Annotated in this window: 24 protein-coding genes; 10 read left to right on the top strand and 14 right to left on the bottom strand. The window is 62.7% G+C overall.

Features of this window, described 5'->3' with window-relative positions; translation table 11 throughout:
* Positions 1-7 precede the first annotated feature (7 nt).
* The 5 genes from V3587_RS24480 to V3587_RS24460 form a co-directional block, all read right to left on the bottom strand.
* The gene (locus V3587_RS24480) at positions 8-1,300 is read right to left on the bottom strand and encodes a carboxylesterase family protein (protein WP_283377288.1); all 1,293 of its coding nucleotides are present in this window, start codon (positions 1,298-1,300) and stop codon (positions 8-10) included.
* 85 nt (positions 1,301-1,385) lie between these two features.
* Positions 1,386-1,946 (bottom strand): TetR/AcrR family transcriptional regulator, encoded by a 561-nt coding sequence (locus V3587_RS24475; RefSeq protein ID WP_042446684.1) that lies wholly within the window; start codon positions 1,944-1,946, stop codon positions 1,386-1,388.
* Positions 1,947-1,961: 15 nt separating this feature from the next.
* Positions 1,962-2,432 (bottom strand): nuclear transport factor 2 family protein, encoded by a 471-nt coding sequence (locus tag V3587_RS24470; RefSeq protein WP_007732407.1) that lies wholly within the window; start codon positions 2,430-2,432, stop codon positions 1,962-1,964.
* 130 nt (positions 2,433-2,562) lie between these two features.
* Complete coding sequence (locus tag V3587_RS24465) at positions 2,563-3,237, bottom strand: Crp/Fnr family transcriptional regulator (protein ID WP_003943506.1); 675 nt, start codon at positions 3,235-3,237, stop codon at positions 2,563-2,565.
* Between the two features lie 255 nt (positions 3,238-3,492).
* Entirely contained in the window at positions 3,493-3,765 is a 273-nt protein-coding gene (locus V3587_RS24460) for a hypothetical protein (protein WP_064112040.1), read from the bottom strand.
* 80 nt (positions 3,766-3,845) lie between these two features.
* Here V3587_RS24460 and nth point away from each other — a divergent pair, with 80 nt between their 5' ends.
* From nth to V3587_RS24440, 4 genes are read left to right on the top strand one after another with little or no spacing between them, the layout of a single operon-like run.
* Positions 3,846-4,631, top strand: a complete 786-nt coding sequence (gene nth, locus V3587_RS24455; RefSeq protein WP_003943471.1) for an endonuclease III — start codon at positions 3,846-3,848, stop codon at positions 4,629-4,631.
* A 6-nt stretch (positions 4,632-4,637) separates the two neighbouring features.
* Entirely contained in the window at positions 4,638-5,291 is a 654-nt protein-coding gene (locus V3587_RS24450; protein WP_116057385.1) for a TlpA family protein disulfide reductase, read from the top strand.
* On the top strand, positions 5,288-6,007 hold the full coding sequence (locus V3587_RS24445; protein ID WP_007732411.1) for an NUDIX hydrolase: 720 nt from the start codon (positions 5,288-5,290) through the stop codon (positions 6,005-6,007). Before V3587_RS24450 ends, V3587_RS24445 begins: the two co-directional genes overlap by 4 nt.
* The gene (locus V3587_RS24440; protein WP_003946095.1) at positions 6,004-7,194 is read left to right on the top strand and encodes a MarP family serine protease; all 1,191 of its coding nucleotides are present in this window, start codon (positions 6,004-6,006) and stop codon (positions 7,192-7,194) included. The genes V3587_RS24445 and V3587_RS24440 overlap by 4 nt, the downstream gene beginning before the upstream one ends.
* Before the next feature lie 3 nt (positions 7,195-7,197).
* Here V3587_RS24440 and V3587_RS24435 read toward each other — a convergent pair whose 3' ends face one another.
* The 3 genes from V3587_RS24435 to nhaA are packed head-to-tail and all read right to left on the bottom strand — an operon-like array spanning position 7,198 to position 9,986.
* The gene (locus V3587_RS24435; RefSeq protein WP_116057384.1) at positions 7,198-8,133 is read right to left on the bottom strand and encodes an alpha/beta fold hydrolase; all 936 of its coding nucleotides are present in this window, start codon (positions 8,131-8,133) and stop codon (positions 7,198-7,200) included.
* Positions 8,134-8,148: 15 nt separating this feature from the next.
* Positions 8,149-8,658 (bottom strand): phage holin family protein, encoded by a 510-nt coding sequence (locus V3587_RS24430; protein ID WP_007732413.1) that lies wholly within the window; start codon positions 8,656-8,658, stop codon positions 8,149-8,151.
* Positions 8,655-9,986 carry a Na+/H+ antiporter NhaA gene (gene nhaA / locus V3587_RS24425; RefSeq protein WP_371683642.1) on the bottom strand — a complete coding sequence of 444 codons (1,332 nt, stop codon included), beginning with the start codon at positions 9,984-9,986 and terminating at the stop codon, positions 8,655-8,657. Before nhaA ends, V3587_RS24430 begins: the two co-directional genes overlap by 4 nt.
* 173 nt (positions 9,987-10,159) lie before the next feature.
* On the opposite strand from nhaA, the gene V3587_RS24420 reads away from it, so the two are divergent.
* Positions 10,160-11,551, top strand: a complete 1,392-nt coding sequence (locus V3587_RS24420) for an MFS transporter (protein WP_020968263.1) — start codon at positions 10,160-10,162, stop codon at positions 11,549-11,551.
* Positions 11,552-11,606: 55 nt separating this feature from the next.
* Here the strand turns inward: V3587_RS24420 and V3587_RS24415 are convergent, their stop codons facing one another.
* The 5 genes from V3587_RS24415 to V3587_RS24395 form a co-directional block, all read right to left on the bottom strand.
* Complete coding sequence (locus V3587_RS24415) at positions 11,607-13,292, bottom strand: purine-cytosine permease family protein (protein WP_116057383.1); 1,686 nt, start codon at positions 13,290-13,292, stop codon at positions 11,607-11,609.
* 135 nt (positions 13,293-13,427) lie between these two features.
* Positions 13,428-14,486 (bottom strand): AAA family ATPase, encoded by a 1,059-nt coding sequence (locus V3587_RS24410; RefSeq protein WP_007732419.1) that lies wholly within the window; start codon positions 14,484-14,486, stop codon positions 13,428-13,430.
* Between the two features lie 10 nt (positions 14,487-14,496).
* Positions 14,497-15,534, bottom strand: coding sequence for an aliphatic amidase (locus tag V3587_RS24405; protein WP_003946093.1), 1,038 nt, complete (start codon positions 15,532-15,534; stop codon positions 14,497-14,499).
* A 26-nt stretch (positions 15,535-15,560) separates the two neighbouring features.
* The gene (locus tag V3587_RS24400) at positions 15,561-16,181 is read right to left on the bottom strand and encodes an AmiS/UreI family transporter (protein WP_003946099.1); all 621 of its coding nucleotides are present in this window, start codon (positions 16,179-16,181) and stop codon (positions 15,561-15,563) included.
* 109 nt (positions 16,182-16,290) lie between these two features.
* Positions 16,291-17,370, bottom strand: a complete 1,080-nt coding sequence (locus V3587_RS24395; RefSeq protein WP_283377287.1) for a substrate-binding domain-containing protein — start codon at positions 17,368-17,370, stop codon at positions 16,291-16,293.
* A 107-nt stretch (positions 17,371-17,477) separates the two neighbouring features.
* On the opposite strand from V3587_RS24395, the gene V3587_RS24390 reads away from it, so the two are divergent.
* Positions 17,478-17,903: a MarR family transcriptional regulator gene (locus V3587_RS24390; RefSeq protein WP_042446697.1), complete on the top strand. Its 426-nt coding sequence runs from the start codon at positions 17,478-17,480 to the stop codon at positions 17,901-17,903.
* A 37-nt stretch (positions 17,904-17,940) separates the two neighbouring features.
* Here V3587_RS24390 and acs read toward each other — a convergent pair whose 3' ends face one another.
* On the bottom strand, positions 17,941-19,872 hold the full coding sequence (gene acs, locus V3587_RS24385) for an acetate--CoA ligase (RefSeq protein ID WP_065351837.1): 1,932 nt from the start codon (positions 19,870-19,872) through the stop codon (positions 17,941-17,943).
* Positions 19,873-20,236: 364 nt separating this feature from the next.
* Between acs and V3587_RS24380 the strand changes: the two genes are divergently transcribed.
* The 4 genes from V3587_RS24380 to V3587_RS24365 all read left to right on the top strand — a co-directional run bounded on the left by V3587_RS24380 (position 20,237) and on the right by V3587_RS24365 (position 25,584).
* The gene (locus V3587_RS24380; RefSeq protein WP_007732431.1) at positions 20,237-21,853 is read left to right on the top strand and encodes a peptide ABC transporter substrate-binding protein; all 1,617 of its coding nucleotides are present in this window, start codon (positions 20,237-20,239) and stop codon (positions 21,851-21,853) included.
* A 125-nt stretch (positions 21,854-21,978) separates the two neighbouring features.
* Positions 21,979-22,905 (top strand): ABC transporter permease, encoded by a 927-nt coding sequence (locus tag V3587_RS24375; protein WP_019746637.1) that lies wholly within the window; start codon positions 21,979-21,981, stop codon positions 22,903-22,905.
* The gene (locus V3587_RS24370) at positions 22,898-23,854 is read left to right on the top strand and encodes an ABC transporter permease (protein ID WP_019746638.1); all 957 of its coding nucleotides are present in this window, start codon (positions 22,898-22,900) and stop codon (positions 23,852-23,854) included. Before V3587_RS24375 ends, V3587_RS24370 begins: the two co-directional genes overlap by 8 nt.
* Positions 23,855-23,859: 5 nt before the next feature.
* Positions 23,860-25,584, top strand: coding sequence for a dipeptide ABC transporter ATP-binding protein (locus V3587_RS24365; protein WP_283377286.1), 1,725 nt, complete (start codon positions 23,860-23,862; stop codon positions 25,582-25,584).
* Positions 25,585-25,591: the final 7 nt, after the last annotated feature.

The raw sequence follows: 25,591 nt of genomic DNA, 5'->3' as shown, positions 1-25,591 counted from the left end.
AAGTTGCTCAGGAGAAGGTGATTCCGATCGATTGGGACGAGGTGTACTTCTCCCAGGTTTCGCTGCTGTCCGGACTTCCCGTGTGCGCAAACGACGTCCAGTGCCGGCGTATCCGACGGCCCAGTGCGTCGATGCTCTGCCAGTCGCTGCTGCCCAGCATCGGTGAGCCCTGCCAGGACTGCTCGGTTCCCAACACGAAGGGTAGTTCTATGCAGTGAGTTGCCCCGAAGACGTCGTCCGTCGGTGCCCAGTCGAAGCGATACGTGTACACCGACGCGCCGGCCGCTGTGAAGGTCTCGGCCAGCTCCATTGCCGGTTCGGCAAACATGTTCTGTGTCAGTGCCTTTTCGGCGACGTGTTCGGGATCGGGTACTCCCGCTACGTCGCGCACGAAAGCAGATCCCTCGTCTCGGGTGTATCCCACGATGACGTCAAGCGCTGTTTCGAAAGTTCGGATCACCGGTTCCAGTTCGGAGATCGGCGCGAAGGGCGGTTGCACGACATTGGGGGACCGCCGGCTGAACTCGACAGCCGTGCCGCGGAATGTGTCGAGAATGTGGGAGAGCGGCGCGGTCCGAGGATCTCCGTCGAGCAGTCGGGCAAACGTCTCCCCGTTCTCGATCGCGGCAGCCTGCGTGAAGTTGAGGTCCGGCCGTGGGGTGCTCTGCAGAATTGCTCGATGGAACAGGGTTCGAGAGTTGTTACTGCTCAACAGATTCACAATGGAATGAGCGCCGGCCGACTGCCCGAATACGGTGACCGAGTCTGGGTCGCCGCCGAATGCCTGGATGTTCTCGCGCACCCACTCGAGCGCCGCGATCTGATCGTGTACCCCGAGATTGCCTTCGCTGACGCCGTCGAGGAGGAGGTATCCGAGCACGCCGACGCGATAGTTGACCGACACCACGACGACGTCGCCCTCGGCTGACAAAGCGCCGCCGTCGTACCAGGGGAGTGAGCCGCCGCCACTGGAGTACCCGCCACCGTGAAGCCACACCATCACCGGGCGATGACCGGTCAGCGACGGGGTTGTGACGGTGACGGTGAAGCTGTCCTCGCTGTGCTCCGGTTCGGGGAGCGGTGGCCCCATGATGCGTTCGAGTCGTGAAGGTGGTTGGGGGAAGACCGTTCCAAGCGCTGTGGCGTCGAAGACGTCGGAGAACGGTTCCACCGGTCGCGGCTTCTCGAAGCGCGGTGCGCTGGCGTAGGGGATCGCACCGAAGTAGTAGGAACCGTCACGCTTTCGGCCGCGGACCTTCCCCGAAGGGGTGGATGCGATCACCGTCTCGAACGAGGGCATGGGTTCCTTTCTTCTTGTGCATGCTTTTTCGAGCATGCCAGGTGGATGCCGCGGCACAAATGCCTTTGTGGTCGTGCGGTATGCGTTACGGCGTGAGTGCCTGTACCAGTCGATCTTCGAGTCGCGTCGTCACTCGGCTGTATACGGAACCGTCGTCCAGTGCCCGGGACATCACGATCGCCCCTTGGATCCCGGCCACGGCTTCTTCGGCGAGTCCGATGGAATCTTCGGCACCGACGAGTGCCGCCTCGAGAGCCGCTGTCCATTCGTCGAAGTATGTTCGGACCCTGGCGCCGAAGCGGTTTCGCTCTTCACCGAGTGCAAATGCGCCGAACAGGCAAATGCGTTGCCCTGACCGAAAGTAGTCGCCCGCGGTAGCGAACATGCTCTGGATGCGCTGCCTCGGTGGAACCGATTCTGCTCGAAGAGGTTCGAAGACTTCGGCGCGAAACCATCCGTCGACCTCGTCGAGCACCGCCTCGGCCATCTCTTCCTTCCCGCGCGGAAAGAAGTTGTAGAGACTGCCTTTGCCCAAACCGGTGTGTTCGGTGATCACGGCCAGGCTTGCTCCGTCGAACCCGTAGGTTCGAAACACGTTCGCGAGAGCGGGAATCGTGTCCGAGCGTTCAGCTACCTGTCTGGCCATGGATTCATCCTTTCATCACAGACCCAACTCGCTCAGGCCCGGATGATCGTGCGGGCGTGGTCCGGTCGGATCCCAGAAGAACTTTCGCTCGGACTCCTCGATGGGAACGTCGTTGATGCTGGCATGACGGTGGTGCATGAGTCCGTCGGCGTCGAATTCCCAGTTCTCGTTGCCGTAGGAGCGGAACCACTGCCCGTCGTGATCGTGCCACTCGTACGCGAATCGCACTGCGATGCGGTCGTCGCTGTGTGCCCACAACTCTTTGATCAACCGGTAGTCCAGTTCGCGGGTCCACTTCTCGGTCAGAAGTTCGACGATCTCGGATCGGCCCGTGACGAACGTCGACCGATTACGCCACCAACTGTCCGGCGTGTAGGCCAGCGACACCTTGTGCGGATCGCGTGAGTTCCATCCGTCCTCGGCGAGGCGGACCTTTTGGACGGCAGTTTCGTGAGTGAAGGGCGGAATCGGTGCTCGGACGGTCATTGCGGGGCCTCTCGATCAGATATGTACCTATCGGTACAGACTTTACCGATAGGTACAACAAGAGTCCAGTGAACGACTTCGGCCGCCCCCCACCGAAGCGGGAGCGGCCGAAAGAGTCGAACAGGAAGAGCTAGCGCGCGCGACGAGCGAGGCGCTCGGAATCCGAGATCAGGACGCTCTTGCCTTCGAGGCGAAGCCATCCGCGGTGTGCGAAATCAGCGAGCGCCTTGTTGACGGTCTCGCGGGAAGCGCCGACGAGCTGGGCGATCTCTTCCTGCGTGAGGTCGTGAGTGACGCGCAGGGCGCCACCTTCCTGAGTGCCGAAGCGCTGCGCGAGCTGCAGGAGCGCCTTGGCGACACGGCCGGGAACGTCCGTGAAGATCAGGTCGGCCAGGGTGTTGTTGGTACGACGCAGACGGCGGGCGAGAACGCGCAGAAGCTGCTCGGCGATCTCGGGGCGCTGCTGGATCCATGCCTTGAGAGCGTCGCGGTCCATGCTCACGGCGCGAACCTCGGTGACGGTCGTAGCCGTCGAGGTGCGGGGGCCGGGGTCGAAGATGGACAGTTCGCCGAACATGTCGGACGGGCCCATGATCGTCAGCAGGTTCTCGCGACCGTCGGGTGAGCGTCGACCGATCTTCACCTTGCCGGACACGATGATGTACAGGCGGTCACCGGGTTCACCTTCGTTGAAGATGACATGTCCACGGGGGAAGTCGACGGGCTGCAGCTGCTTTGTCAGCGCCGCTACCGCTGAGGGCTCGACTCCTTGGAAGATGCCGGCTCTTGCCAGGACGTCGTCCACGTGCGCTCCTTGTTGGGATTTGTTCGTTTGTGGTGTCATTTTTGCGCTATCTATCTTTGTACCCTCGCTGCGCACAAACCGTCGTACACAGGCTCAGCCCTCATGAGTGAGACACTGTGTCCAATGCAATCTGTGTTCAATGCAACAGGTACGGCATCGAAGTCTACGTCCCGTTAGCTCGCGACGAGTGATTGATGCCACGTAAGAGCCGAAAATTCTTCCGGAATCTGCTGCGGTGACTACTTTGTATGGCCGTCAACTTGCCCGTTGTGTCCGGATTTCGTCCAGGCTGGCGCTCTCGGGAGCCTCCGACTGACGGCCCTTACGCCTCCGGTGGAAGCGGGCGAACGCATGGGGAAACCCATCGCTTGCCAGGCGGGCGACGTCGTCGTGACTTGCCTGGTCGAGGAAGTCTTCTACTTCATGCTCTTGGACCGAGAGCCGACGCAATCGCCCTTCGACTCGTTCCATCGCCAGGGCAAAGAGCATAAGCAGTAGCGGAAAGAGAATTACTGCGAGTCCTTGCATAGGGGGAAGTAAACACGTCGAAGGTCTCAGAATCGACACGACGGAGTCTCCACTCATGTCGTATCCGTACAGTTGTCTGAGTGCAGACCACCCCGACAGGCAGTTCAGAGCAGCGGAAGAAACCGCGTTCGGGGGGTGCGCGGAAGGAAGAATCACACCTCGGATTGGTACGCCGGGCGCGTCGGATGAATCGTGAGCTCGCTGTGGCTTTCCCGCACGTGTACTGCGAACTCGACTTCACGACTCCGTTGGAACTGGCAGTGGCGACAATCCTGTCGGCGCAATGCACCGACGTCCGCGTCAACATGGTCACGCCGGCACTCTTCGCCCGTTATCCCGACGCAAAGGCATACGCGGAAGCCGATCGGACCGAACTCGAGGAGTACATCCGCTCCACCGGCTTCTACCGGAACAAGACGACGTCGCTGATCGGACTCGGTCAGGCGCTACTCGAACGCCACGACGGGCAGGTCCCGAACAAGCTCGAAGATCTGGTGAAACTCCCAGGCATCGGACGCAAGACCGCGAACGTCGTGCTGGGCAATGCCTTCGACATTCCGGGAATCACCGTCGACACCCACTTCGGTCGGCTCGTGCGTCGGTGGAAGTGGACCGAGGAAGAAGATGCCGTCAAGGTGGAACACGCCGTCGGGGCACTGATCGAACGTAAGGAATGGACTCTGCTCTCGCATCGCGTGATCTTTCACGGCCGACGGGTCTGCCACGCGCGCAAGCCCGCATGCGGTGTGTGTGTTCTGGCCAAGGACTGCCCGTCGTACGGTCTCGGCCCGACCGACAAAACCGAGGCCGCGGCCCTGGTGAAAGGCCCCGAGACCGATCATCTGCTCGCCCTGGCAGGGTTGTGATCGCCGATGACAAGTGCCGGAAGATGGTCTCTCGCTGCGCTCGTGGTCGTCGCGGCTCTCGTCGTGGCGATCTGGCCGCGCGGAGGAGACGACACGACGCCCACGTCGACGGGCCCGTCCTCGTCCGCGTATCAGCCGCCGACGTTCACTCCGTCGTCGGAATCGCTCGATCAACTCCGTAGCCAGGCGGCTCTGGCCTCCTGCCCGACTCCGACCGGCGAAGCGCCTGCCGGCTCGGCTCTCGCCGGAATCACCCTCGACTGCGTCGCCGACGGAGCGCCCGTCGACCTTGCCGCAGCGGTGGGCGGAAAGCCGACTCTGCTCAATCTGTGGGCGTACTGGTGCGCGCCATGCGCCGAAGAGCTTCCGTACCTTCAGGAATTCGCGGAGCGCGCCGACGGCAGCATCAACGTGCTGACCGTGCATTCGGATCCGAATCAGGAGAACGCTTTGACGCGACTCATCGACTACTCGGTGCGTTTGCCCGGCGTCCAGGACGGTGACGGCAAGGTACGGATCGCAGTGGGCGCACCGCCGGTGCTGCCGGTGTCGGTGCTCGTGCGCGCGGATGGAACAGTCGCCAAGGTCTTGCCCCAACCCTTCCGCAGTGCGGACGAGATCGCCGCCGCTGCGGCGCAATATCTGGGAGTCGTCGTATGAGTACACCGGTTCCCGAGTGGTTGCGCGCTGTCGCCAGCACCCAGCCCACCGATCCCCATCGGATCAACCCCGTCCTCGAGCGTCGCGCGCCGCGCGGCACCGTGACGCGTCCGGCCGCGGTGCTCGTGCTCTTCGGCGGACCGCGTGAGGCCGACCCTCTCGCCGTCGGCGGCTTGCCGGAGGGCGCAGACGTCCTGCTGACCCAACGGGCGTCGACGATGCGTCAGCACAGCGGACAGGTCGCATTCCCGGGCGGCGCCGCCGATCCGGGCGACGACGGCCCCGTCGGCACCGCGCTGCGTGAAGCGCAGGAGGAGACCGGGCTCGATCCGAGCGGAGTTCAGCCGCTCACCGTGCTGCCGGAGATCTTCATCCCGCCGTCGGGTTTCGACGTGACGCCGGTGCTCGGCTACTGGGAGCAGCCGACGACGGTGGGCATTCAGGACGAGGGCGAGGTCGGACGGGTGGCCCGGGTGCCGCTGCGCACGTTGCTCGACCCAGACAACCGGTTTCAGGTTCGACATCCCCTCGGATACCAGGGCCCGGCGTTCCGCGCCGACGGCATGCTGGTCTGGGGGTTCACAGCAGGAATCCTCGCGGCGCTGTTCACGGTGTCGGGCTGGGAGATTCCGTGGAACTACGAGGACGTGAGAGACCTGGACACAGCGCTGTCCGAGTTCGGTGAAGGTGTCGAGGATTCGGCGGTGCCGCGATGACAGGTTCTCGTTGGGTGGACATCGCCATCGTTCTGGTCGCCCTCATCGCGGCCACGTCCGGATGGCGTCAGGGCGCGGTGGCGTCGGCGCTGGCGTTCGTCGGCGTGATCCTCGGTGCCGTCGCCGGGATTCTGTTGGCGCCGCACCTGCTCGTGCACGTCACCGAAGGCAAGCTGCGCATCCTCGCGGGCATCTCGCTGATCGTCGTGTTGGTCATCATCGGCGAGGTCGCCGGTATGGTGCTCGGACGCGCGGCGCGCAGCGGAATGCACAGTCCGACGGCGCGATCCGTCGACAGCGTCATCGGTGCGGGTCTACAGGCGGTGGCTGTCGTGGTCGCGGCGTGGTTGCTCGCGATTCCGCTCACTTCCTCGTCGCAGCCGAACATTGCCGCCGCTGTTCGTGGTTCGGACGTTCTCGCCAGCGTGGACGAAGTGGCGCCGCAGTGGCTGCGCCGCATCCCGACCGAGTTCTCGGCGCTGCTCGACACCTCCGGCCTGCCGGACGTCATCGGCCCGTTCGGGCGCACGCCCATCACCGAGGTCGAAGCACCCGACGCGAGCGTTCTCGCCAGTCCGTTGGCGGCGCAGTTGCGTCCGAGTGTTCTCCGCATCAACGGCGTAGCACCGAGTTGCCAGCGCGCGCTCGAGGGATCCGGATTCATCGTCGCCCCCGAACGCGTCATGACCAACGCCCACGTGGTTGCCGGAACCGAGAGCATCACCGTGGACACCATGGAAGGCGCACTGCCCGCGCAGGTGGTTCTCTTCGACTCCGCCGTGGACATCGCGATTCTGGCGGTTCCCGGATTGGACGCGCCGGTGCTGCCGTTCGCTCCGGAGCAGGCTCGGACCGGTGACAACGCGTTGGTGCTCGGCTACCCCGGCGGTGGTCCGTACACGGCCAGCGCAGCCCGCGTTCGTGAGGTCCTCAACCTGAACGGGCCGGACATCTACAAGGCCGGAACCACCCAGCGTGAGGTCTACACCGTCCGCGGATCCATCCGGCAGGGCAACTCGGGTGGACCGATGGTCGATGATCAGGGGCGGGTCCTCGGCGTCGTGTTCGGTGCTGCCGTCGACGACAGCGACACCGGATTCGTCCTCACCGCCCAGGAAGTCTCGCGCCAGTTGAACGCGGCTGCCTCGGCGTCGACCCCGGTGCCGACAGGCGCCTGCATTCTGTAGCGGTCACTTCTCTGTAAGGAGGAAGTCCGCGAGTTCGCGGTTGACGCGCTCGGGGGCTTCCTGATGCGCGTAGTGACCAACTCCGGCAATGGTGCGCAGTTTCTCGCCGGGAGCCCAGTGCTTGTCGCGACGCACGGTACGGGTGAGCACGTACGGGTCGAGTTCGCCGTGAATCTGGACTATCGGAATGCGAAGAACCTGATCCATCAAGCGCATGAAACGTCGGCCCTCGGGGCGGAGCTGGCTGCGGAAGGCCCAACGCTGGTACTCCAAGGTGGAATGCGCGACGCCCGGGATCCGGATCGCGGACCGCATCTTGCTCATGACGTCTGCGAATTCGGGTTGCTGCGGCCAGGTGGGGCCCGACCGCGAGCGAACCAGACGCTCCACTTCGGCGCCGTTGTCGGCCGTCAACCGACGTTCCGGGCGTAGCGGTACCTGATAGGCCAGGAACGAGGGCAAAAGCGCGCGGCGCTGATAGGGGTCGCGGACGACTGCTTTCTTGAGCGCCATCGGGTGTGGAGACGAGATCAGCGCGATCGACCGCACCAGGCGTGGATGCAGGAGCGCGGTCGCCCAGCACACCAACCCGCCGTCGGCATGACCGATCAGCGTGGCCTTGCCGTAACCCATCGCACGAATGAGGCCGGCTACGTCACCGGCGAGCGTCCAACCGTCGTAGCCGCGAGGGGGCTTGTCGGAATCGCCGTACCCACGAAGATCCATGGCGACGACGCGGAATCCCTGCTCCGACAGTGCCGTCAACTGATGGCGCCAGGACCACCAGAAATCGGCGAATCCGTGCAACAGGACCACCAACGGAGCATCCGGCTCCGCGTCGCCTACCTCGACGACGTGAAACCGGATGCCGTTGGCGTGAATGTCCCGGTGAATCCAGGGGCCGTCGAACCTGACGGTAGATGGATCTGGGGCTGCCACTTTCGATCAGACTCGCTACCGGCGCGCGTTGAAATCGACCGACGGCTTTGCGTCGTCATGGCTGCCGGGGATGACGTTCTTGGCCTGCTTGAGCGATTCGATCGTCTTCTCCGGAGCCCTCAGCTTGCGCACGCGCAGATAACCGAGCAGCGCCAGAATCGCGGTGGTCACCACCATGATCAGGAAGACGATGAGGAACGCCAGCCAGCGCGGCACCCAGGTGTCGAGCATCTCGGCCAGGAAGAAAAAGAAGAAGAACGAGCTGAACAGCAGAACCGTGAAGGCCAGGATGAAGAAGACGCTGCCCTGCAGACCCTTCTTGACCTCGCCCGTCACCTCGGCCTTGGCAAGTTCGACCTCGGCGCGCACGAGGGTGGAGACCTGTGCGGTCGCGTCCTTGACGAGGGCCCCGATGGTGGCCTCGCCCGGCGTGCGGGCGTCCACATCGGTGAGAGGGATGGAAGAGACCGTGTTCGGTACTCCATCTCCGGTGAAGCGCTGGCTCTCTCCGTTGGTCAAGCTCACTTGTCGACCTCTCCAGGTAGTTCTCTCGCGTCCGTGGCAATGGCGGAAGCGTCGTCTCGAGCCGCATGAACTCGTCCACGTCGCCACAGCAGCGCTGATCCGATCAGCGATGCCACCAACGATGTCACGAGAACTGCGGCCTTCGCTATCTCGGCCTCGCTGCCATCGCCGACCCCGTCCAATGCGAGGTCTGCTACAAGCAGGCTAACGGTGAACCCGATGCCACCGAGAACTGAGAGGGCAAACATGTCTCTCAATTCCAGTGTCTTGGGTTTGGTTGCTATCCCCAATTTGATCGCGAGCAGGGAAATTCCGAAGATTCCGACGGTTTTGCCGACCAGAAGACCGACGACAACCGATTGCCCGACGGGGTCGGTGAAAATGTCGCCGAGTACCGCCGCGTTGATCGGAACACCGGAGGCGAACAGTGCGAAGACGGGGACACAGAAGCCTGCAGAGTAGGGCTGAATGCGGTGCTCGAGACGGCTACCGGGCGCGTACTCCTCGTCCGGATCGCGCCTCACCCGGGTCAGCAAGCCGAGCGCGACGCCCGCGAGTGTGGCGTGTATCCCCGCTTCGTGCATCGCGTACCAGGTCAGTAGTGCCAGCGGGACGTAGAGGAACGGCGTCGTGATGCGTTTGTGTTGGGCGTAGGCGTAGGCAGCCAGGGCTGCGGCCGCGGTCAGCAGCCACAACATCGCGAGGGAACCGGTGAACAGTACGGCGATGAGAATGATCGCGAGCAGATCGTCGACGACGGCCAGGCTGAGCAGGAAAACTCGGGCGCTCGCCGGGATCTTCGAGCCGGTCAGCGCGAGCACGCCGAGGGCAAAAGCGATGTCCGTCGCGACGGGAATGGCCCAGCCCTTGTCCATGCCGGGCGTACCGAAACCGATGGACGCCGCGATGATCGCGGGAACCAGGACGCCGCCGCACGCCGCGATGATCGGGAGCATCGCGGCTTTGCGGTCCGCGAGTTCGCCGACCACCAGTTCACGTTTGAGTTCGAGGCCGGCGACGAAGAAGAAGACGGCAAGCAGTCCGTCCTGCGCCCACGTGCCCAAGCTGAGGTCGAGATGGAGTGCGGACGGACCGATCTGGAAGTCACGTAGTGCGATGTAGCTCTCACCGAAAGGCGAGTTCACCCAGATCAGAGCGAGGGCGGCAGCGATCAGGAGGATCGATCCGCCCACCGTTTCGGTGCGGAGGTAGCGGGACAGTTCGGAACGCAGGGTGGAGATCACGCGTGGGGACGACCTTTGTTCGTGCAACCGAATTCGGATGCAACAGACATGAACGTGATCGACGTTGTGACGCATCGAATGCACGTGCCGACCAGACTTCCCGGCTCACCTTTACGGAATTTTATCGCGGATTGCCCGCTGAGCCGAATTCGCGAACCGAATTTGCGTCGGAAAACCCCGCGGGTGTTCAATTCCTACTGATTGGGACACTATCCCACCAATTGGGCATCTTTCGTATAACGGCGCAGGAGCATGTTTTGAGCACGTCAGTCAGTGAGAATCCACCCAAGCCGGAGGGCGGCGACGCAGATACCGTCGCCGGAGTGCCGCGCAGCCGAATCGTGGTCGCCAGCATGGTGGGTACATCCATCGAGTTCTACGACTTCTACATCTATGCAACAGCGGCAGTATCGGTGTTCCCGCACCTGTTCTTCCCGAAGGGCAACGACACCACCGCGCTTCTCGCGTCGTTGGCGACGTTCGGACTCGCGTTCGTCGCCCGTCCCCTCGGTTCGATTCTCTTCGGGCACTTCGGTGACCGCGTCGGACGCAAGGCAACTCTGGTCGGCTCGTTGCTGACGATGGGCATAGCGACCTTCCTCATCGGACTACTGCCGACCTATCACCAGATCGGACTGCTGGCCCCGGCGTTGTTGGCGCTCATGCGTTTCTGCCAGGGTCTCGGGCTCGGCGGCGAATGGTCGGGTGCGGCGCTGCTCGCGACCGAGACCGCCAAGGAAGGCAAGCGGGCCTGGGCGGCGATGTGGCCGCAACTCGGTGCGCCCATCGGCTTCTTCATGGCCAACGGACTGTTCCTGATCATCACGTTGTTCATGAACCACGACAATTCCAGCCCGGACCTCGAGGGTGCCTTCCTGAGTTGGGGATGGCGAATTCCGTTCCTGCTCAGCGCAATCATGGTGATGATCGGCCTGTACGTCCGGCTCAAGCTCGAGGAAACCCCGGTGTTCGCGCGTGCAGTCGAGCGCGGCGAGAAGGTCAAGACTCCGGTCGCCGAGGTATTCAAGACCAGCTGGCGTCAGCTGATCATCGGTACGTTCGTGATGCTCGCGACGTACACGCTGTTCTACATCATGACCACCTGGGTTCTCAGCCACGGAACCGGCAAGACGGCGGCCGACGGTGGAACCGGTGCGGGCTTCAAGTACACCGATTTCCTTGTCCTGCAGTTGATCGCAGTCGTGTTCTTCGCTGCTGCCGTGCCGGTCTCGGGTTGGCTCGCCGACCGTTACGGGCGTCGTATCACCTTGCTGATCATCACCGGTCTGATCATGGTGTTCGGCTTGACCTTCGGTGTCTTCCTCGAACCGGACGGAATGAACGACGGTCGTATGTTGGCGTTCCTCATCGTGGGCATGCTGCTCATGGGCCTGACCTTCGGACCGATGAGTGCCGTTCTCCCGGAACTCTTCCCGACCAACGTCCGCTACACGGGCTCGGGAATCGCGTACAACACCGCCAGCATTCTGGGCGCTGCGGTGGCGCCGTTCATCGCCGTCTACCTAGCGAAGAACTACGGCGTCGGCTGGGTCGGCATCTATCTTCTCGTAGCGGCGACGCTGACTTTTGTCGCGCTGCTGGTCATGCGTGAGACGAAGGGTGAGTCGCTCGACGATGTAGGGGCATAACCCTGCTGTGCGCCTTTATTAACCCCCGGCGGTTAATAAAGGCGCACAGCAGTTGTCAGGGAAGCTGAGCAGGCAGGACGTGCTCACCGGTCTTGTCGGTGCTCAAGGCCAGGGAGCTGATGTACTGCTTCTCGCCGTTCGGGCCGGGCACGTTCGACGCGAGCATGTCGGGACGCTCGAATTCGATTCCGCTGACGCAGCACAGAAGCGTTTCACCGGAAGGGTTCCCGTACTCGTCGAACATTGGCAGATCGATGCCGTCGTCGGTGCGTCGTAGGTAGTACTTTCCCTTGGTGGCGACGGCCAGGACCGGCGGCATCACCAGCGCGATGACGATTGCGACGATCGGGGAGAACGGCTTGATCGCCGAACCGAAAGCACCGAAGAACACCAGGATCGAAATGCCCGCGGCCAGCAGCATCGACACGAAGCCGACGGGGTTGACGTCGTAGAGCATCCCGCGTCGGAACTCGGGGACTTTCGGGGAGAGCTTCAACCAGTACTTGTTGATCGCGATGTCCGAGGCGACGACCACGACCCAGGCGATACCGCAGTTGGCGTAGAACCCGAGGATCGTGTTGAGGAAGTCGAACATGTTGGCTTCCATCAAGATCAGTGCGATCGCCAGGTTGACCAGAACGAAGACCATGCGTCCGGGGTAGGTCTTGGTGACGCGGGTATACGAGTTGGTCCAGGCCAGTGAGCCGGAGTACGCGTTGGTGACGTTGATCTTGATCTGGCTGATGACCACGAGGATCACGGCCAGCGTCATGGCCAGCCAGTGAGGCATCATGTCCTGGTAGATCTCGAGGAACTGGTGCACGGGCTGGTTGGCGATCGAGGATCCGTCGACGACGTTCGCGATGATGTACACGGCGAGGAACAGTCCGACGATCTGCTTGAACGCGCCGAAGATGACCCAGCCGGGCCCCGCGAGAATTACTGCAGCCCACCAACGACGGGTGTTCTCCGGCGTCTTGGGCGGCATGAAGCGTAGGTAGTCGATCTGCTCGGCGATCTGTGCGATCAGCGACAAGCAGACACCCGCGGCCAGCATCACCGATCCGAAGTTGACGCCCTTGCCGTTTGTGCCGTCCTCACCGCCGAAGGCGAAGAACGCGCTCACCGAATCAGGGTGCTTGAACAGCAGATACAGGAACGGCAGCACCATCATGACGAGCCACAGAGGCGTCGTCCACACTTGGAGCTTTGCCAGAGCCTTCATTCCGTAGATGACCAGTGGAATGACCATCAGGGTCGAGACCGCGTAGCCGATCGAGAGTGGGATCCCGAGCCCCAGTTTCAAACCCTGGGCCATGATGGAACCTTCGAGCGCGAAGAAGATGAAGGTGAACGTCGCGAAGATGACGTTGGTGACCACCGAGCCGTAGTAGCCGAAACCGCTTCCGCGAGTGATCAAATCGAGGTCGATATTGTATCGCGCGGCATAGTAGGCAAGTGGGAAGCCGGTCGCCATGATGACGACGGCAAACACGGCGATGCCCAGCAATGCGTTACCGGTGCCGTACGAGATGCCGATGTTGGCGCCGATCGAGAAGTCTGCGAGATACGCGATTCCGCCGAGCGCGGAGGTCGCGACGACGCCGGTTCCCCATTTGCGGTAGCTGCGTGGCGCAAATCGGAGGGTGTAGTCCTCCAGAGTCTCCTTCAGTGCGGCATTCTCACCGAGATCTGCCCTGTCCGGTGCGCCGGCGGACACCTGCTCGTTCACTGCTGTCATGACGTCACTTCCCCTGGGTGCCTGTGCATGTGCACTTTGTGGTGCAGGCACCCAACCTAGGGAGGTGGCGTTACGCGGACATGTTTGAAATGTGTCGCCCACGTTGCGGATTCGATCCGCAACGTGAGCGAGCACTCATGGGACTTTCTTTACCTGTATCTGATCACCAACTGCCCGCGCCTGCAAGGCGAGTGGTTGCGTCCCGACCGGCCGAAGGTCGAGAACGGCGGCGGCCACTGGGTCGGCCAAGACGTTCCGGATGGTCCGGCGCAGGCCACGTGCTCCGTACACCGGGTCGAACCCGCGCCGTTGCAACAGGGCGACGGCGCTGTCCTCCACCTCGACGTCGATGCCTCTCCTGGCCAACCGAGTCGTGATCAGTTCGATCTCGAGACGGGTCACTTGTTCCGCGGTCTGTTCGTCGAACTCGTCGAGGATCACGGTTTCGTCGATGCGGTTGAAGAATTCGGGGTCGAAGAACTTCTCCAACGCGCGTTGCACCAGATGATGACCATGGCGCGGTCGATCGATCCGGACGCGATCGGCGAGCTGCCGCAGGTGGGATCGCCGACGTTCTGCCACCGCAGCAGAGCCGAGATTCGAGGTCAGGAACACGTAGCTGTTGCGGAACGAGATCTTCTGCTGACCGTTCGCCAACCGGAGTTCGCCGTTGTCGAGGACCTGCAGGAGCGCACGCAGCACGGTGGGGTCGGCCTTCTCCACTTCGTCGAACAGGACGATTCCGGGGGTGTACGGATCGCCCTCGACGGTGTTCTTGTCGAACAGCGTGAAGGACTCCTTGCTACCGGCATATCCAGGTGGAGCCCCGGAGAATGACGCCGCATAATGCTCTTGCGCAAGAGCATTCATGTCGATGCGGCACAGATCATCGGGTCCTGACCGCAGTTCTGCGGCCACGCGCCGCACCAATTCCGTCTTGCCGACGCCGGTCGGGCCAACGAGAAGGATGTTGGCGAGCGGACGCGTCGGATCCGTGGCACCGACATGCGCGATCGAAATCGCACGAACCACTGCGTCGACGGCGGCCTGTTGTCCGACGATCTTGGAACTCAGGGCTTTCGAGAGCTTGCGAGCGTCGAAGGCCCCGACCGGTACGGGTTCGGTTCGTTCCTCGGCCGGCGGTGGTGCTGCTGCACTGTTCCGGTCATGGAGCATGTCGGTGATATAAGGCACAGTGAGATCCTTACGCTTCGATTGTCTTCTCGACCGGGAGATTTCCGACGCGACAATCCGCTACACCCACTGTGTCTCGGGTGATGGCCTCGACGCGTTCCTGAGCCTTCTGGGCGTCGGTGACCCACAGCTTGTAGAACTCGAACGGGCAGTCCGCGACGCCCTTGTCTCCGTCACCTGCTGCGTGGACACCGGAGTAGCCGCGATGGAGGAGTTTGAAGATGTGGTTCTGGGACTGGTCGTTCTCGCGTGCGTCGCGAATGGCTGAGACGGAAAGCTGCGCGTACTGGATTCCGTATTCTTCTTCGCCGGTTTCACCCAGCGTCCGGCCGTCGAATCCGATGATCGCGGAGTGTCCGAAGTAGGAGTAGACGCCGTCGAATCCGGCCGCATTGGCAACTGCCACATAACAATTGTTGGCCCAGGCCATTGCCTTGGACATCATCACCTGCTGGTCCTTGGCGGGGTACATGTATCCCTGGCAACGGACGATCAGTTCTGCACCCTTCATCGCGCAGTCGCGCCAGATCTCCGGGTAGTTGCCGTCGTCGCAGATGATGAGCGAGATCTTCAGCCCCTTCGGGCCTTCGGTGACATACGTCGTGTCTCCCGGGTACCACCCTTCGATGGGGCACCAGGGCAGGATCTTTCGGTACCTCTGAACGATCTCGCCCTTGTTGTCGATGAGGATCAACGTGTTGTACGGGGGCTTGTTCGGGTGGTCTTCGTGCTGTTCGCCGGTGATGGAGAAGATTCCCCACGTGTCGGCTTCGCGGCACGCTGCGGAGAAGATCGCGGTCTCGTCGCCCGGGATGGTGGCTGCTGTCGCGTACATCTCCTCCTCGTTGTACATGATTCCCTGCGTGGAGTATTCGGGGAAGACCACCAGATCCATTCCGGGGAGGCCGGTCTTCATGCCGATCATCATGTCGGCGATCTTGCGCGCGTTCTCGAGGACGCCGGCGCGATCGTGCAGGCGGGGCATCTTGTAGTTGACCACTGCTACGCCGACCGTGTCGTTGCTCGAGGAGATGTCACCGTGTCGCATTGTCTTTCACTCCTTGGTTGTGTCGATCAGTTGAAGACTGGACGGGATTGGGGTACTGCGGTTTTGGGTGCAGCGAGGATCTTGGCCAGGCCCAGGAGAACCAGAAGCGCTCCGGCCCAACCGGCCGCGACGGCGGGTGTGGTGTGGAAGTTGTCGGTCAGGATCAGAAATGCGGGGACCGTGCACGTGGGCTGGCTCAGAAGGACCGCTGCCCAGCCGGTGAAGCGACTGAGGTTTTCGCGGCCGAGGCCGAGTACCAGGAAGAACAGCGTCCACAGCGCTGCCCATGCGAGCCAGATGACCCCGAAGACGGGGTCGTTGCTCACTGTGAAAGAGAGGAAGGAGTACACGAGCGCGGCGCACGCGACGAACAGCGAGAACCACCCGATTCCTTCCGGCTCGAAGCCGGCGAGATTGCTGATGCCCACATAGAGATAGGTGAATCCGAACAGATAGAGCCCTGAGGCCGCCAGGACGGCACTCGAATCTCCCTGAGCCTGAATCAACATGACGGTGGGGACGACGCATTGAAGTGCGCCGACGAAGAGGTTGAGGACCGAGGCGGATCGAACGGGAACTGTGCCGAGCAGCATCAGTCCGTTGACGAAGAGGACGGCTCCCACGTAAAGCAAACCAACACTGCCCATCGGGCACCTCCGGTTACTTCGGGACGGGTTACTTTCAAATGAAATGATTCTAAATGAAACTAAGTGATGCGCGCCACAGAAGTCAAGAGGTGGATCTCGAGAGGAGATTTCAGAGCGTTGCGATGATCGAGAAGTCGAGTCCGTCGGCGACGGCGAGCTGAATCTTCTGTCGTGCAACACGATCGCGAAACTCGACGGTTCCGCGAGGCCCGTCGTATGCGGCGCCTTCGACGACGGCGTCGAGGTCGTGTGGATGTGTGCTGTCGGCGCGTCGAACCAGGGCCGAAAGGGTGTGTATCCCTTCGTAACACGACTCGGCGGCGTTGTTCAATGCTGGGGCGTGCGCGCCGTGCAGCGCCACGTAGCGCCCGAGTAGATCCATCGAGTTGCCGTCGATCATCGAGCGGAAGTAGGCGGCGGAGGAAAACAGGTTGCGGGTCGCTCTCGGCCCGCTCGCGAGCAGCATGTTCTCTTCCATCAACGGGCTGAACCGAATCATCGACTCGTCGAGGCCGCGGCGGGCGAAGGCGCGGTTGAAGTCGACGGCGTCCTGCCCGACGAGGAGCATGATCACGCCGTCGCAACCGGAGTTCGAGACGGTCTCGACCAACTGCTTCATGTTTCCGCGCCCCAGATCGACAAACGAACCGCCGACCAGGGTGAGATCGAGTTCGGTGGCGAATTGCCTCACGGCCCCGAGTGAGCTGTGCGGCCAGATGTAGTCGTCACCCACGACGAACCACTTGCGCGCTCCGACGTTGTCGCGCAGCCACTTCAGCGCCGGCGCGATCTGCTGCCGTGGTGTTTCGCCCGAACAGTAGATGCCGGACCTGACCTCGCCGCCCTCGTAGAGCGAGGTGTACGAGTACGGAATGCGGCCCGCGACCACTGGAGCGAGTGCGTGGCGGACCGAGGAGATGTGCCAACCGCTGACGGCGTCGATGTCGCCGGCGTCCAGTAGCTGTTGCACGCGGGCGGCGACGACGCTCGGCGAAGCGCCGCCGTCGATCACTTCGATCTGCACTTCGCGTCCCAGCACGCCACCGGAGTTGTTGAGGTCGCGGGCGGCCAACTCGCTGATTGCTTCGCAGGAGGGGCCGAACAGTCCGGCCGGCCCCTGAAGGGGAACCACCATGCCCAGGCGCCACACCGCGCTGCGCGCGCGTTCGAGCGCGCCGGTAGCGCTCATGCGTCGCCGCCGGAATCGGAAGTCAGCGGCCTGGCCTGGGTTACTATCATTTCATTTGAAAGTATTGCCCGAGAAGTGTGAACTGCGCAACAGCGGGGGAGCGATCAGTGGGAAAAAGTGACTCCGGAATTCTTGATGCGTCGCTGACGACTGCGCTGGTCCGAGCAGCCCGAATGGCCGCGGCAGCGGCGGAGAAGGCGCTGGCGGCAGAGAATCTCACTCTCGATCACTGGATGACGCTCGAAGCCCTGGCGTCGACCGAGGGGCTGACGATGGCTGAGCTGCGCGATCGAACGGGAACACCGGCTCCGACGCTGACGCGGGTCGCGGACAAGTTGGTCTCGCTCGCGCTCATCTACCGCGAAGTCGGGGAGGACGACCGTCGGAAGGTACGCGTGTTTCTCTCCTCGCGCGGAAAGTCCTTGCACAAGAGGGTTGCCGCAGACATCCGGGTAGCCGAGGAGTCCTGGCTGACGTCGAAAGAGGAAGTGAAGTTGCGAGAGGGGCTTCGCCCCTGTGTGCCTTTCCGGTAGTGGGGACTACCAAAAAGGCGCACAGGGGCCGAAGGCCCTACTTGCCGCGGATGGCGTCGAATACCTTGGGATCGACCAGGGTCGAGGTGTCTCCGAGGTCGCGGCCTTCGGCGACGTCGCGCAGGAGGCGGCGCATGATCTTGCCGGATCGGGTCTTCGGCAGTTCCGGCACGATCGTGATCTGACGCGGTTTGGCGATGGGGCTGATGTCGGTGGAGACCTGAGCCTTGAGTTCGGCGATGAGGACGTCGCCGGTGTTCTCGACGCCTTCACGGAGGATGACGAACGCGACGATGCCCTGTCCGGTGGTCTCGTCGGCGGCACCGACGACGGCGGCTTCGGCGACTCCGTGATGGTTCACCAGTGCTGATTCCACCTCGGAGGTGGAGATGCGGTGACCGGAGACGTTCATGACGTCGTCGACGCGGCCGAGGACCCAGAGTGCGCCGTCGTCGTCGTACTTGGCGCCGTCACCGGCGAAGTACCAGCCTTCTTCGGCGTAGCGGGACCAGTAGGTGTCGCGGTAGCGGTCCATGTCGCCCCAGATGCCGCGCAGCATCGCCGGCCACGGCTCGTCGAGGACGAGGTAGCCGTTGCCGCCGGGGCCGAGGGGCTTGGCGTCGTCGTCGACGATCTTGGCGGAGATGCCGGGCAGTGGTGCCATGGCGGATCCGGGTTTGGTGGCGGTGATACCGGGGAGTGGGGAGATCATGATCGCGCCGGTCTCGGTCTGCCACCAGGTGTCGACGATGGGGGCTTTGTTGCCGCCGATGACCTCTCGGAACCAGCGCCACGCTTCGGGGTTGATGGGCTCGCCCACAGATCCGAGGAGGCGGATCGAGGACAGGTCGTGGGCGTCGGGGATCTCGCGGCCCCACTTCATGAACGTGCGCACGAGGGTGGGTGCGGTGTAGTAGATGGAGACGCCGTACTTCTCGATGATGTCGAAGTGGCGGTGCTCGTTCGGGGAGTTGGGGGTGCCTTCGTAGACGACCTGGGTGACGCCGTTCGAGAGGGGTCCGTAGACGATGTAGGAGTGTCCGGTGACCCAGCCGATGTCGGCGGTGCACCAGTAGACGTCTTGTCCCGCTTTGTGATCGAAGACGTTGTGGTGGGTGTACGAGGCCTGGGTGAGGTAGCCGCCGGAGGTGTGGATGATGCCCTTGGGCTTTCCGGTGGTGCCGGAGGTGTAGAGAATGAACAGGGGATGCTCGGCGTCGAAGGCCTGCGCCTCGTGCTCGGGTGAGGCCTGTGCGACGGTTTCGTGCCACCACAGGTCGCGGCCGTCGGTCCACTCGACGTCGATGCCGGTCCGGTTGACCACCAACACGTTCTGGACGGATTCGGCTCCGGCGACGGATTCGTCGACCGCTGTTTTGATGGGTGCTGCTGCGCCGCGTCGCCACTGCCCGTCGACGGTGACGACGAGTTTGGCTTGGGCGTCGTCGATGCGTGAGCGTAGGGCGGTGGCGGAGAATCCGGCGAAGACGACCGAGTGAGTCAGGCCGAGGCGGGCGCAGGCGAGCATGGTGACGATCGCTTCGGGGATCATCGGCATGTAGATCGCGACGCGGTCACCGGCGACGAGGCCGAGGTCGGTGAAAGTGTTTGCGGCGCGGCTGACTTCGGCGAGGAGGTCGTTGTAGGTCAGGTCGCGGGAATCGCCTGGTTCGCCTTCGAAGTGGATGGCGACGCGGTCGCCGTTGCCGGCGAGGACGTGGCGGTCGACGCAGTTGTAGGCGACGTTGAGTTTTCCGCCGACGAACCACTTGGCGACGGGGGCGTCGGTCCAGTCGAGGACGTCGGTCCATTTCTCGTGCCAGTGAAGGCGCTCAGCCTGATTCGCCCAGAAAGCGAGGCGGTCGGTATCTGCGGCAGCCTGCAACTCCGGTCCCGCGTTGGCGGCCGCAGCGAACTCTGCGCTCGGCGGATATGCCTGGGGGACGTCTGTTTCGGCTGCGCTTGTCATGGCTGACGGCCTTCTTTCCACTTTGATCGACACTTTTCTGACTCCGTGTGAGGGTAGTCACAAGCTCGCGTAAACGCACCGTTGCATCACGTTGCAACCCGTTGTCCTGCGACGATCGGTCGAATTGATGCGACGGGTGGTCGCTTCCGCCGACGAGTGAATGGGCGCGGACAGATTTCCCTCGGAATTGCGGACAATGGGTGCGATGCGCGCCCCGCGTCGGATGTGTCTATTGTCAAACCATTATTCGACCACAACTCGAAGTCACGTTCACTTTCAGTTGTAGGCGACACGACGCCGGCAGTTACGGCTGTCGGCAGGCCGCGAGCATGCTCGGGGTCACTTAGATGTGGAAGGAATTCCTTTGCGTATCTCACGCATAGCGACGGGCGCGGTCGCGCTCGGAATGACGGCAGTGCTGATCACGGCATGTTCGTCCGGCGATTCGTCGGGCGGATCGTCCAGTGGCGTCGTCAACGCCTGGGCGGGCGAGCCTCAGAACCCGTTGATCCCCACGAACACGAGTGAGAACATGGGCGGCCGCGTCCTCGACTCGCTGTTCTCCGGTCTCGTTTCGTACACCGCAGACGGCGGTACGGAGAACGAGGTTGCCGAGTCCATCGAGAGCACCGACGGTCAGAACTTCACCGTCAAGCTCAAGGACGGTTGGACCTTCACGGACGGCACCCCCGTCACCGCGAAGTCGTTCGTCGACGCGTGGAACTACGGCGCCCTCTCCACCAACGCTCAGCTTCAGGCATCGTTCTTCGATCCGATCAAGGGCTACGACGAAGTTGCCGCCGAGGTTCCGACGGCACAGACCATGTCGGGTCTGAAGGTTGTGGACGACTCCACCTTCACCATCGAACTCAAGCAGCCCGAGTCGGCGTTCCCCGATCGCCTCGGCTTCACGGCGTACTACCCGCTGCCCGAGGTCGCGTTCAAGGACATGACCGCCTTCGGTGAGAACCCGATCGGCAACGGCCCGTACAAGCTCGACGGAACCGGCGCGTGGCAGCACAACGTCCGCATCGACACCGTCGTGAACCCGGACTACAACGGCAACCGTAAGCCGAAGAACGCCGGCGTCGACTTCATCATGTACAACAGCCTCGACACGGCGTACACCGATCTCCTGGCCAACAACGTCGACGTTCTCGACCAGGTTCCGCCGAGCGCCGTCACGACCTTCGAGTCGGACCTGCCCGGACGCACCGTCAACCAGCCGTCGGCAACCATCGAGACGTTCACGATCCCGGGTCGCCTGCCGCACTTCAGCGGCGAAGAGGGCATGCTCCGCCGTCAGGCGATCTCGATGGCGATCAACCGCGATCAGATCACCCAGCAGATCTTCAACAAGACCAGGACGCCTGCACTCGACTTCACCAGCCCCGCAATCAAGGGCTGGAACGACTCGCTGACCGGTAACAGCAACGTGAAGTTCGATCCCGAGGCGGCCAAGGCTGCTTGGGCCAAGGCCGACGCCATCGCACCGTGGTCCGGCAGCTTCGAGATCGCCTACAACTCCGACGGCGGACACCAGGAATGGGTCGATGCCACGGCGAACAGCATCCGCAACACCCTCGGTATCGACGCAAAGGGCAAGCAGTACGCCACCTTCGCTCAGATCCGCACCGAAGCCACCGACCGCACCATCCAGAGCTCTTTCCGCTCCGGTTGGCAGGGCGACTACCCGCAGCAGTACGGCTTCCTGGCGCAGAACTACCAGACCGGCGGCAGCTCCAACGACGGTGAGTACTCCAACCCCGAGTTCGACCGCCTCCTGCGCGAATCGGCCGGCCAGACCGATCAGGCGAAGGCTCAGGAACTGCTCGATCAGGCCCAGGAAGTCCTGCTCAAGGACCTGCCCGCAGTTCCGACGTGGTACCGCAACGCTGCCAGTGGATGGTCGGAGAACGTTTCCAACGTGACCATCAGCTGGAACGGTGTTCCGGTCTACGAAGACATCGAAAAGAACTGACGCGTAGAACGATCCGCATCTGAAACGTGAGTTCGGGGCGGCAGGCGCCCTGCCTGCCGTCCCGAACTCGTGTTCACACCGGACTGTCCGCTGACGTACACGATCATCGACAAGGAGGTGATCCGATGCTCTGGTACATCGGTCGCCGAGTGCTTCAAATGATCCCGGTTTTTCTCGGGGCCACTCTTCTGATCTACGCCATGGTCTTCCTGCTTCCCGGTGATCCGATTGCCGCGTTGGCGGGCGACAAGGCGCTCAGTCCGGCTGTGGCAGCACAGCTTCGGGAGCGCTACCACCTCGATCTCCCCTTCTATCAGCAGTACCTGCTGTACCTGAAGGGCATCTTCACGCTGGACTTCGGCACGTCGTTCTCCGGACGACCTGTCAGTGAAGTTCTGGCACAGGCATTTCCGATCACGATGAAACTTGCCTTCATGGCACTGATCGTCGAGACCGTCTTCGGTGTCGGCTTCGGCCTCATTGCCGGCCTGCGTAAGGGCGGATTCTTCGACAGCACCGTCCTGCTGTTCAGCCTCGTTCTCATCGCCATCCCGATCTTCGTGATCGGCTTCCTGGCTCAGTTCTTCATCGGCGTCAAATGGGGCATCGTCCCGCCGACGGTCGGTGGCAACACCAGCTTCACCAATCTCCTGCTCCCTGCCCTGGTTCTGGGTTCGGTCTCGTTCGCGTACGTACTGCGACTGACCCGAACGTCCGTGGCGGAGAATCTGACTGCCGATTACGTCCGCACCGCTACCGCCAAGGGACTTTCCCGTGGACGAGTGGTTCGCGTGCACGTGTTGCGCAACTCGCTGATCCCCGTGGTCACGTTCCTGGGCGCCGACCTCGCAACGTTGATGGGCGGCGCCATCGTCACCGAGGGCATCTTCAACATCAACGGCGTCGGCGGCACGATCTACCAGGCCGTGACCAGAGGTGAAGCGCCGACGGTGGTTTCGTTCGTCACCATTCTCATCGTGATCTACCTGATCGCAAATCTGCTCGTCGACCTCTTGTACGCCGCGCTCGATCCGAGGATCCGCTATGTCTGAGACCGTGAAGACCGGACGCGCCGTCCGGCAAAGTCATTTCGTGGCACCGCCCGAAGTTGCGGCACCGGGGGAGACGGACGCCGTCAAACTCGATCAGGCGCCGACGAGCATGTGGACCGACGCGTGGCGCGACCTACGCAAGCGCCCCCTGTTCATCATCTCGACGATCATCATCCTCGCGGTCATCGTCATCGCAGCGTTTCCGAGCTTGTTCACGAGCACCGATCCGCGGTTCTGCGACCTGACCTACAGCATGCAGGGGCCGACCTCAGGGCACTGGTTCGGTTTCGACCGCCAGGGCTGTGACGTGTACTCGCGCACCATCTACGGTGCTCGCGCATCCGTACTCGTGGGCGTCGGTGTCACTGCGTCGGTGCTGGTGATCGGCGTGATCTTCGGTGCGCTGTCCGGTTTCTACGGCGGATGGACCGATTCGATCCTCTCCCGTGTCGCCGACATCTTCTTCGGCATCCCGCTGATCCTGGCTGCCATCGTCCTGATGCAGCTGTTCACCGATCGCACCATCTGGACCGTCGTCGGTGTGCTGGCGCTCTTCGGCTGGCCGCAGATGGCAAGAATCGCTCGAGGCGCGGTGATCTCGGCGAAGAACAACGATTACGTCATGGCCTCGGAAGCGTTGGGTGTCTCGAAGCTCAAGACACTGATCCGCCACGTCATCCCGAACTCGTTGGCGCCCATCATCGTGGTCGCCACCATCTCGCTCGGTACGTACATCGTTGCCGAGGCGACGCTGTCCTTCCTCGGTATCGGTCTTCCGTCCACCGAGGTTTCGTGGGGCGGCGACATCAGCAACGCTCAGGTGACGCTGCGTCAGGGTTCGACCATTCTGTTCTACCCGGCAACGGCTTTGGCGATCACCGTTCTCGGATTCATCATGATGGGTGACGCTCTGCGCGACGCCCTCGATCCCAAGTCGCGGAAGCGGTGAGCACGATGACCACCAAGGAAACTCTCACCTCGGAGGAAACTCCGTTGCTCGAGATTCGTGATCTCGAGGTGTCTTTCCAGTCCAATTCCGGTCCGGTTCCGGCAGTTCGAGGCGTCAGCCTGACCGTCTACCCGGGTCAGACGGTCGCGATCGTCGGCGAATCGGGTTCGGGTAAGTCCACCACCGCCCACTCGATCATCAATCTGCTTCCCGGCACCGGCAAGGTGACGGCAGGCGAGATCATCTTCGACGGCAAGGACATCTCGAAGGTCTCGGAGAAGGACTTCGTCCACATCCGGGGAAGCCAGATCGGTTTGGTTCCGCAGGACCCGATGTCGAATCTGAATCCCGTGTGGAAAGTGGGCTTCCAGATCGAGGAAGCACTGGCCGCCAACGGGATCGCCAAGGGCAAGGCAGCCAAGGTTCGGGCCGCCGAACTGCTCGAGGAGGCAGGACTCGCCGAAGCCGAGAGCCGGTTGGGGCAGTACCCGCACGAGTTCTCGGGCGGTATGCGTCAGCGCGCACTCATCGCGATCGGGTTGTCCGCTCGTCCGAAACTCCTGATCGCGGACGAGCCGACGTCGGCGCTCGACGTCACCGTCCAGCGTCAGATCCTCGACCACCTCGACGGTCTGACTACGGAACTCGGCACCGCCGTTCTGCTCATCACTCACGATCTTGGCCTGGCCGCCGAGCGCGCCGAGCATCTGATCGTGATGAGCAAGGGTCGTATCGTCGAATCCGGTCCGGCACTGGAGATTCTGAAGCGCCCGCAGCATCCGTACACGCAGAAGCTGGTCGCCGCTGCGCCGTCGTTGGCGTCGAAGCGGCTCAGCTCGTCGGTGGCGCGCGCCGAGATTCGAGAACAGGCGGAAGAGGTCGCCGAAGCAGTCAAGGCCGAGGAAACTGCGGCAGAGTCCTTCGGCAAGGCGACCGACGACGTTCTTGTCGTCGATCATCTGACCAAGGTGTTCAAGCTGCGCAAGGGTTTCCGCAAGACCACCGACTTCACAGCCGTGAACGACGTGTCCTTCAAGGTCCGCCGCGGAACCACGACGGCGATCGTCGGTGAATCGGGTTCCGGTAAGTCGACGGTCGCGCAGATGGTCCTCGGTCTGCTCGAGCCCACTGCAGGCAACGTGGTCTTCGACGGTCAGGACGTGTCGAAACTCGGTGCGAAGGAAACATTTGCGTTCCGTCGTCGAGTGCAGCCGATCTTCCAGAACCCTTACGGCACGCTCGACCCGATGTACTCGATCTACCGCACGATCGAAGAGCCGCTGCGTACCCACAAGGTCGGGACCAAAGCCGAACGGGAGGCTCGCGTCCGCGAACTTCTCGACAAGGTCGGTCTGCCCCAGTCGGTCATGCGACGGTTCCCGAACGAGCTCTCCGGCGGACAGCGTCAGCGCGTCGCAATTGCGCGAGCGTTGGCACTGCAACCGGAGGTCGTGATCTGCGACGAGGCGGTCTCCGCTCTCGACGTGCTCGTGCAGGATCAGATCTTGACCCTGCTCAACGACCTGCAGGCAGAGTTCGGGTTGACGTACCTCTTCATCACGCACGACCTGGCCGTGGTTCGTCAGATCGCGGACAACGTGTTGGTGATGTCGCGTGGCTCGATCGTCGAATCGGCACCGATCGACGACGTGTTCGGTAATCCGCAACAGGACTACACCCGCAAGTTGCTCGACGCGATTCCCGGTGGGTCCATCACGCTGGGAAGCTGACGCAACA

The sequence above is a fragment of the Rhodococcus sp. IEGM 1306 genome (assembly GCF_036541985.1).
Taxonomy (GTDB): domain Bacteria; phylum Actinomycetota; class Actinomycetes; order Mycobacteriales; family Mycobacteriaceae; genus Rhodococcus_F; species Rhodococcus_F qingshengii.
The sequence above is the reverse complement of the archived record's forward strand: the minus strand, read 5'-3'. Positions and strand labels throughout refer to the sequence as shown.

Excerpts from the sequence above, each read along its gene's own strand:
- V3587_RS24400 (WP_003946099.1), bottom strand. The coding sequence starts at position 16,181 with ATGGGCAGTGTTGGTTTGCTTTACGTGGGAGCCGTCCTCTTCGTCAAC.
- V3587_RS24475 (WP_042446684.1), bottom strand. The coding sequence starts at position 1,946 with ATGGCCAGACAGGTAGCTGAACGCTCGGACACGATTCCCGCTCTCGCG.
- V3587_RS24450 (WP_116057385.1), top strand. The coding sequence starts at position 4,638 with ATGACAAGTGCCGGAAGATGGTCTCTCGCTGCGCTCGTGGTCGTCGCG.
- V3587_RS24375 (WP_019746637.1), top strand. The coding sequence starts at position 21,979 with ATGCTCTGGTACATCGGTCGCCGAGTGCTTCAAATGATCCCGGTTTTT.
- V3587_RS24440 (WP_003946095.1), top strand. The coding sequence starts at position 6,004 with ATGACAGGTTCTCGTTGGGTGGACATCGCCATCGTTCTGGTCGCCCTC.
- V3587_RS24460 (WP_064112040.1), bottom strand. The coding sequence starts at position 3,765 with ATGCAAGGACTCGCAGTAATTCTCTTTCCGCTACTGCTTATGCTCTTT.
- V3587_RS24470 (WP_007732407.1), bottom strand. The coding sequence starts at position 2,432 with ATGACCGTCCGAGCACCGATTCCGCCCTTCACTCACGAAACTGCCGTC.
- acs (WP_065351837.1), bottom strand. The coding sequence starts at position 19,872 with ATGACAAGCGCAGCCGAAACAGACGTCCCCCAGGCATATCCGCCGAGC.
- V3587_RS24445 (WP_007732411.1), top strand. The coding sequence starts at position 5,288 with ATGAGTACACCGGTTCCCGAGTGGTTGCGCGCTGTCGCCAGCACCCAG.
- V3587_RS24415 (WP_116057383.1), bottom strand. The coding sequence starts at position 13,292 with ATGACAGCAGTGAACGAGCAGGTGTCCGCCGGCGCACCGGACAGGGCA.
- V3587_RS24370 (WP_019746638.1), top strand. The coding sequence starts at position 22,898 with ATGTCTGAGACCGTGAAGACCGGACGCGCCGTCCGGCAAAGTCATTTC.
- V3587_RS24405 (WP_003946093.1), bottom strand. The coding sequence starts at position 15,534 with ATGCGACACGGTGACATCTCCTCGAGCAACGACACGGTCGGCGTAGCA.
- V3587_RS24395 (WP_283377287.1), bottom strand. The coding sequence starts at position 17,370 with ATGAGCGCTACCGGCGCGCTCGAACGCGCGCGCAGCGCGGTGTGGCGC.
- V3587_RS24365 (WP_283377286.1), top strand. The coding sequence starts at position 23,860 with ATGACCACCAAGGAAACTCTCACCTCGGAGGAAACTCCGTTGCTCGAG.
- V3587_RS24480 (WP_283377288.1), bottom strand. The coding sequence starts at position 1,300 with ATGCCCTCGTTCGAGACGGTGATCGCATCCACCCCTTCGGGGAAGGTC.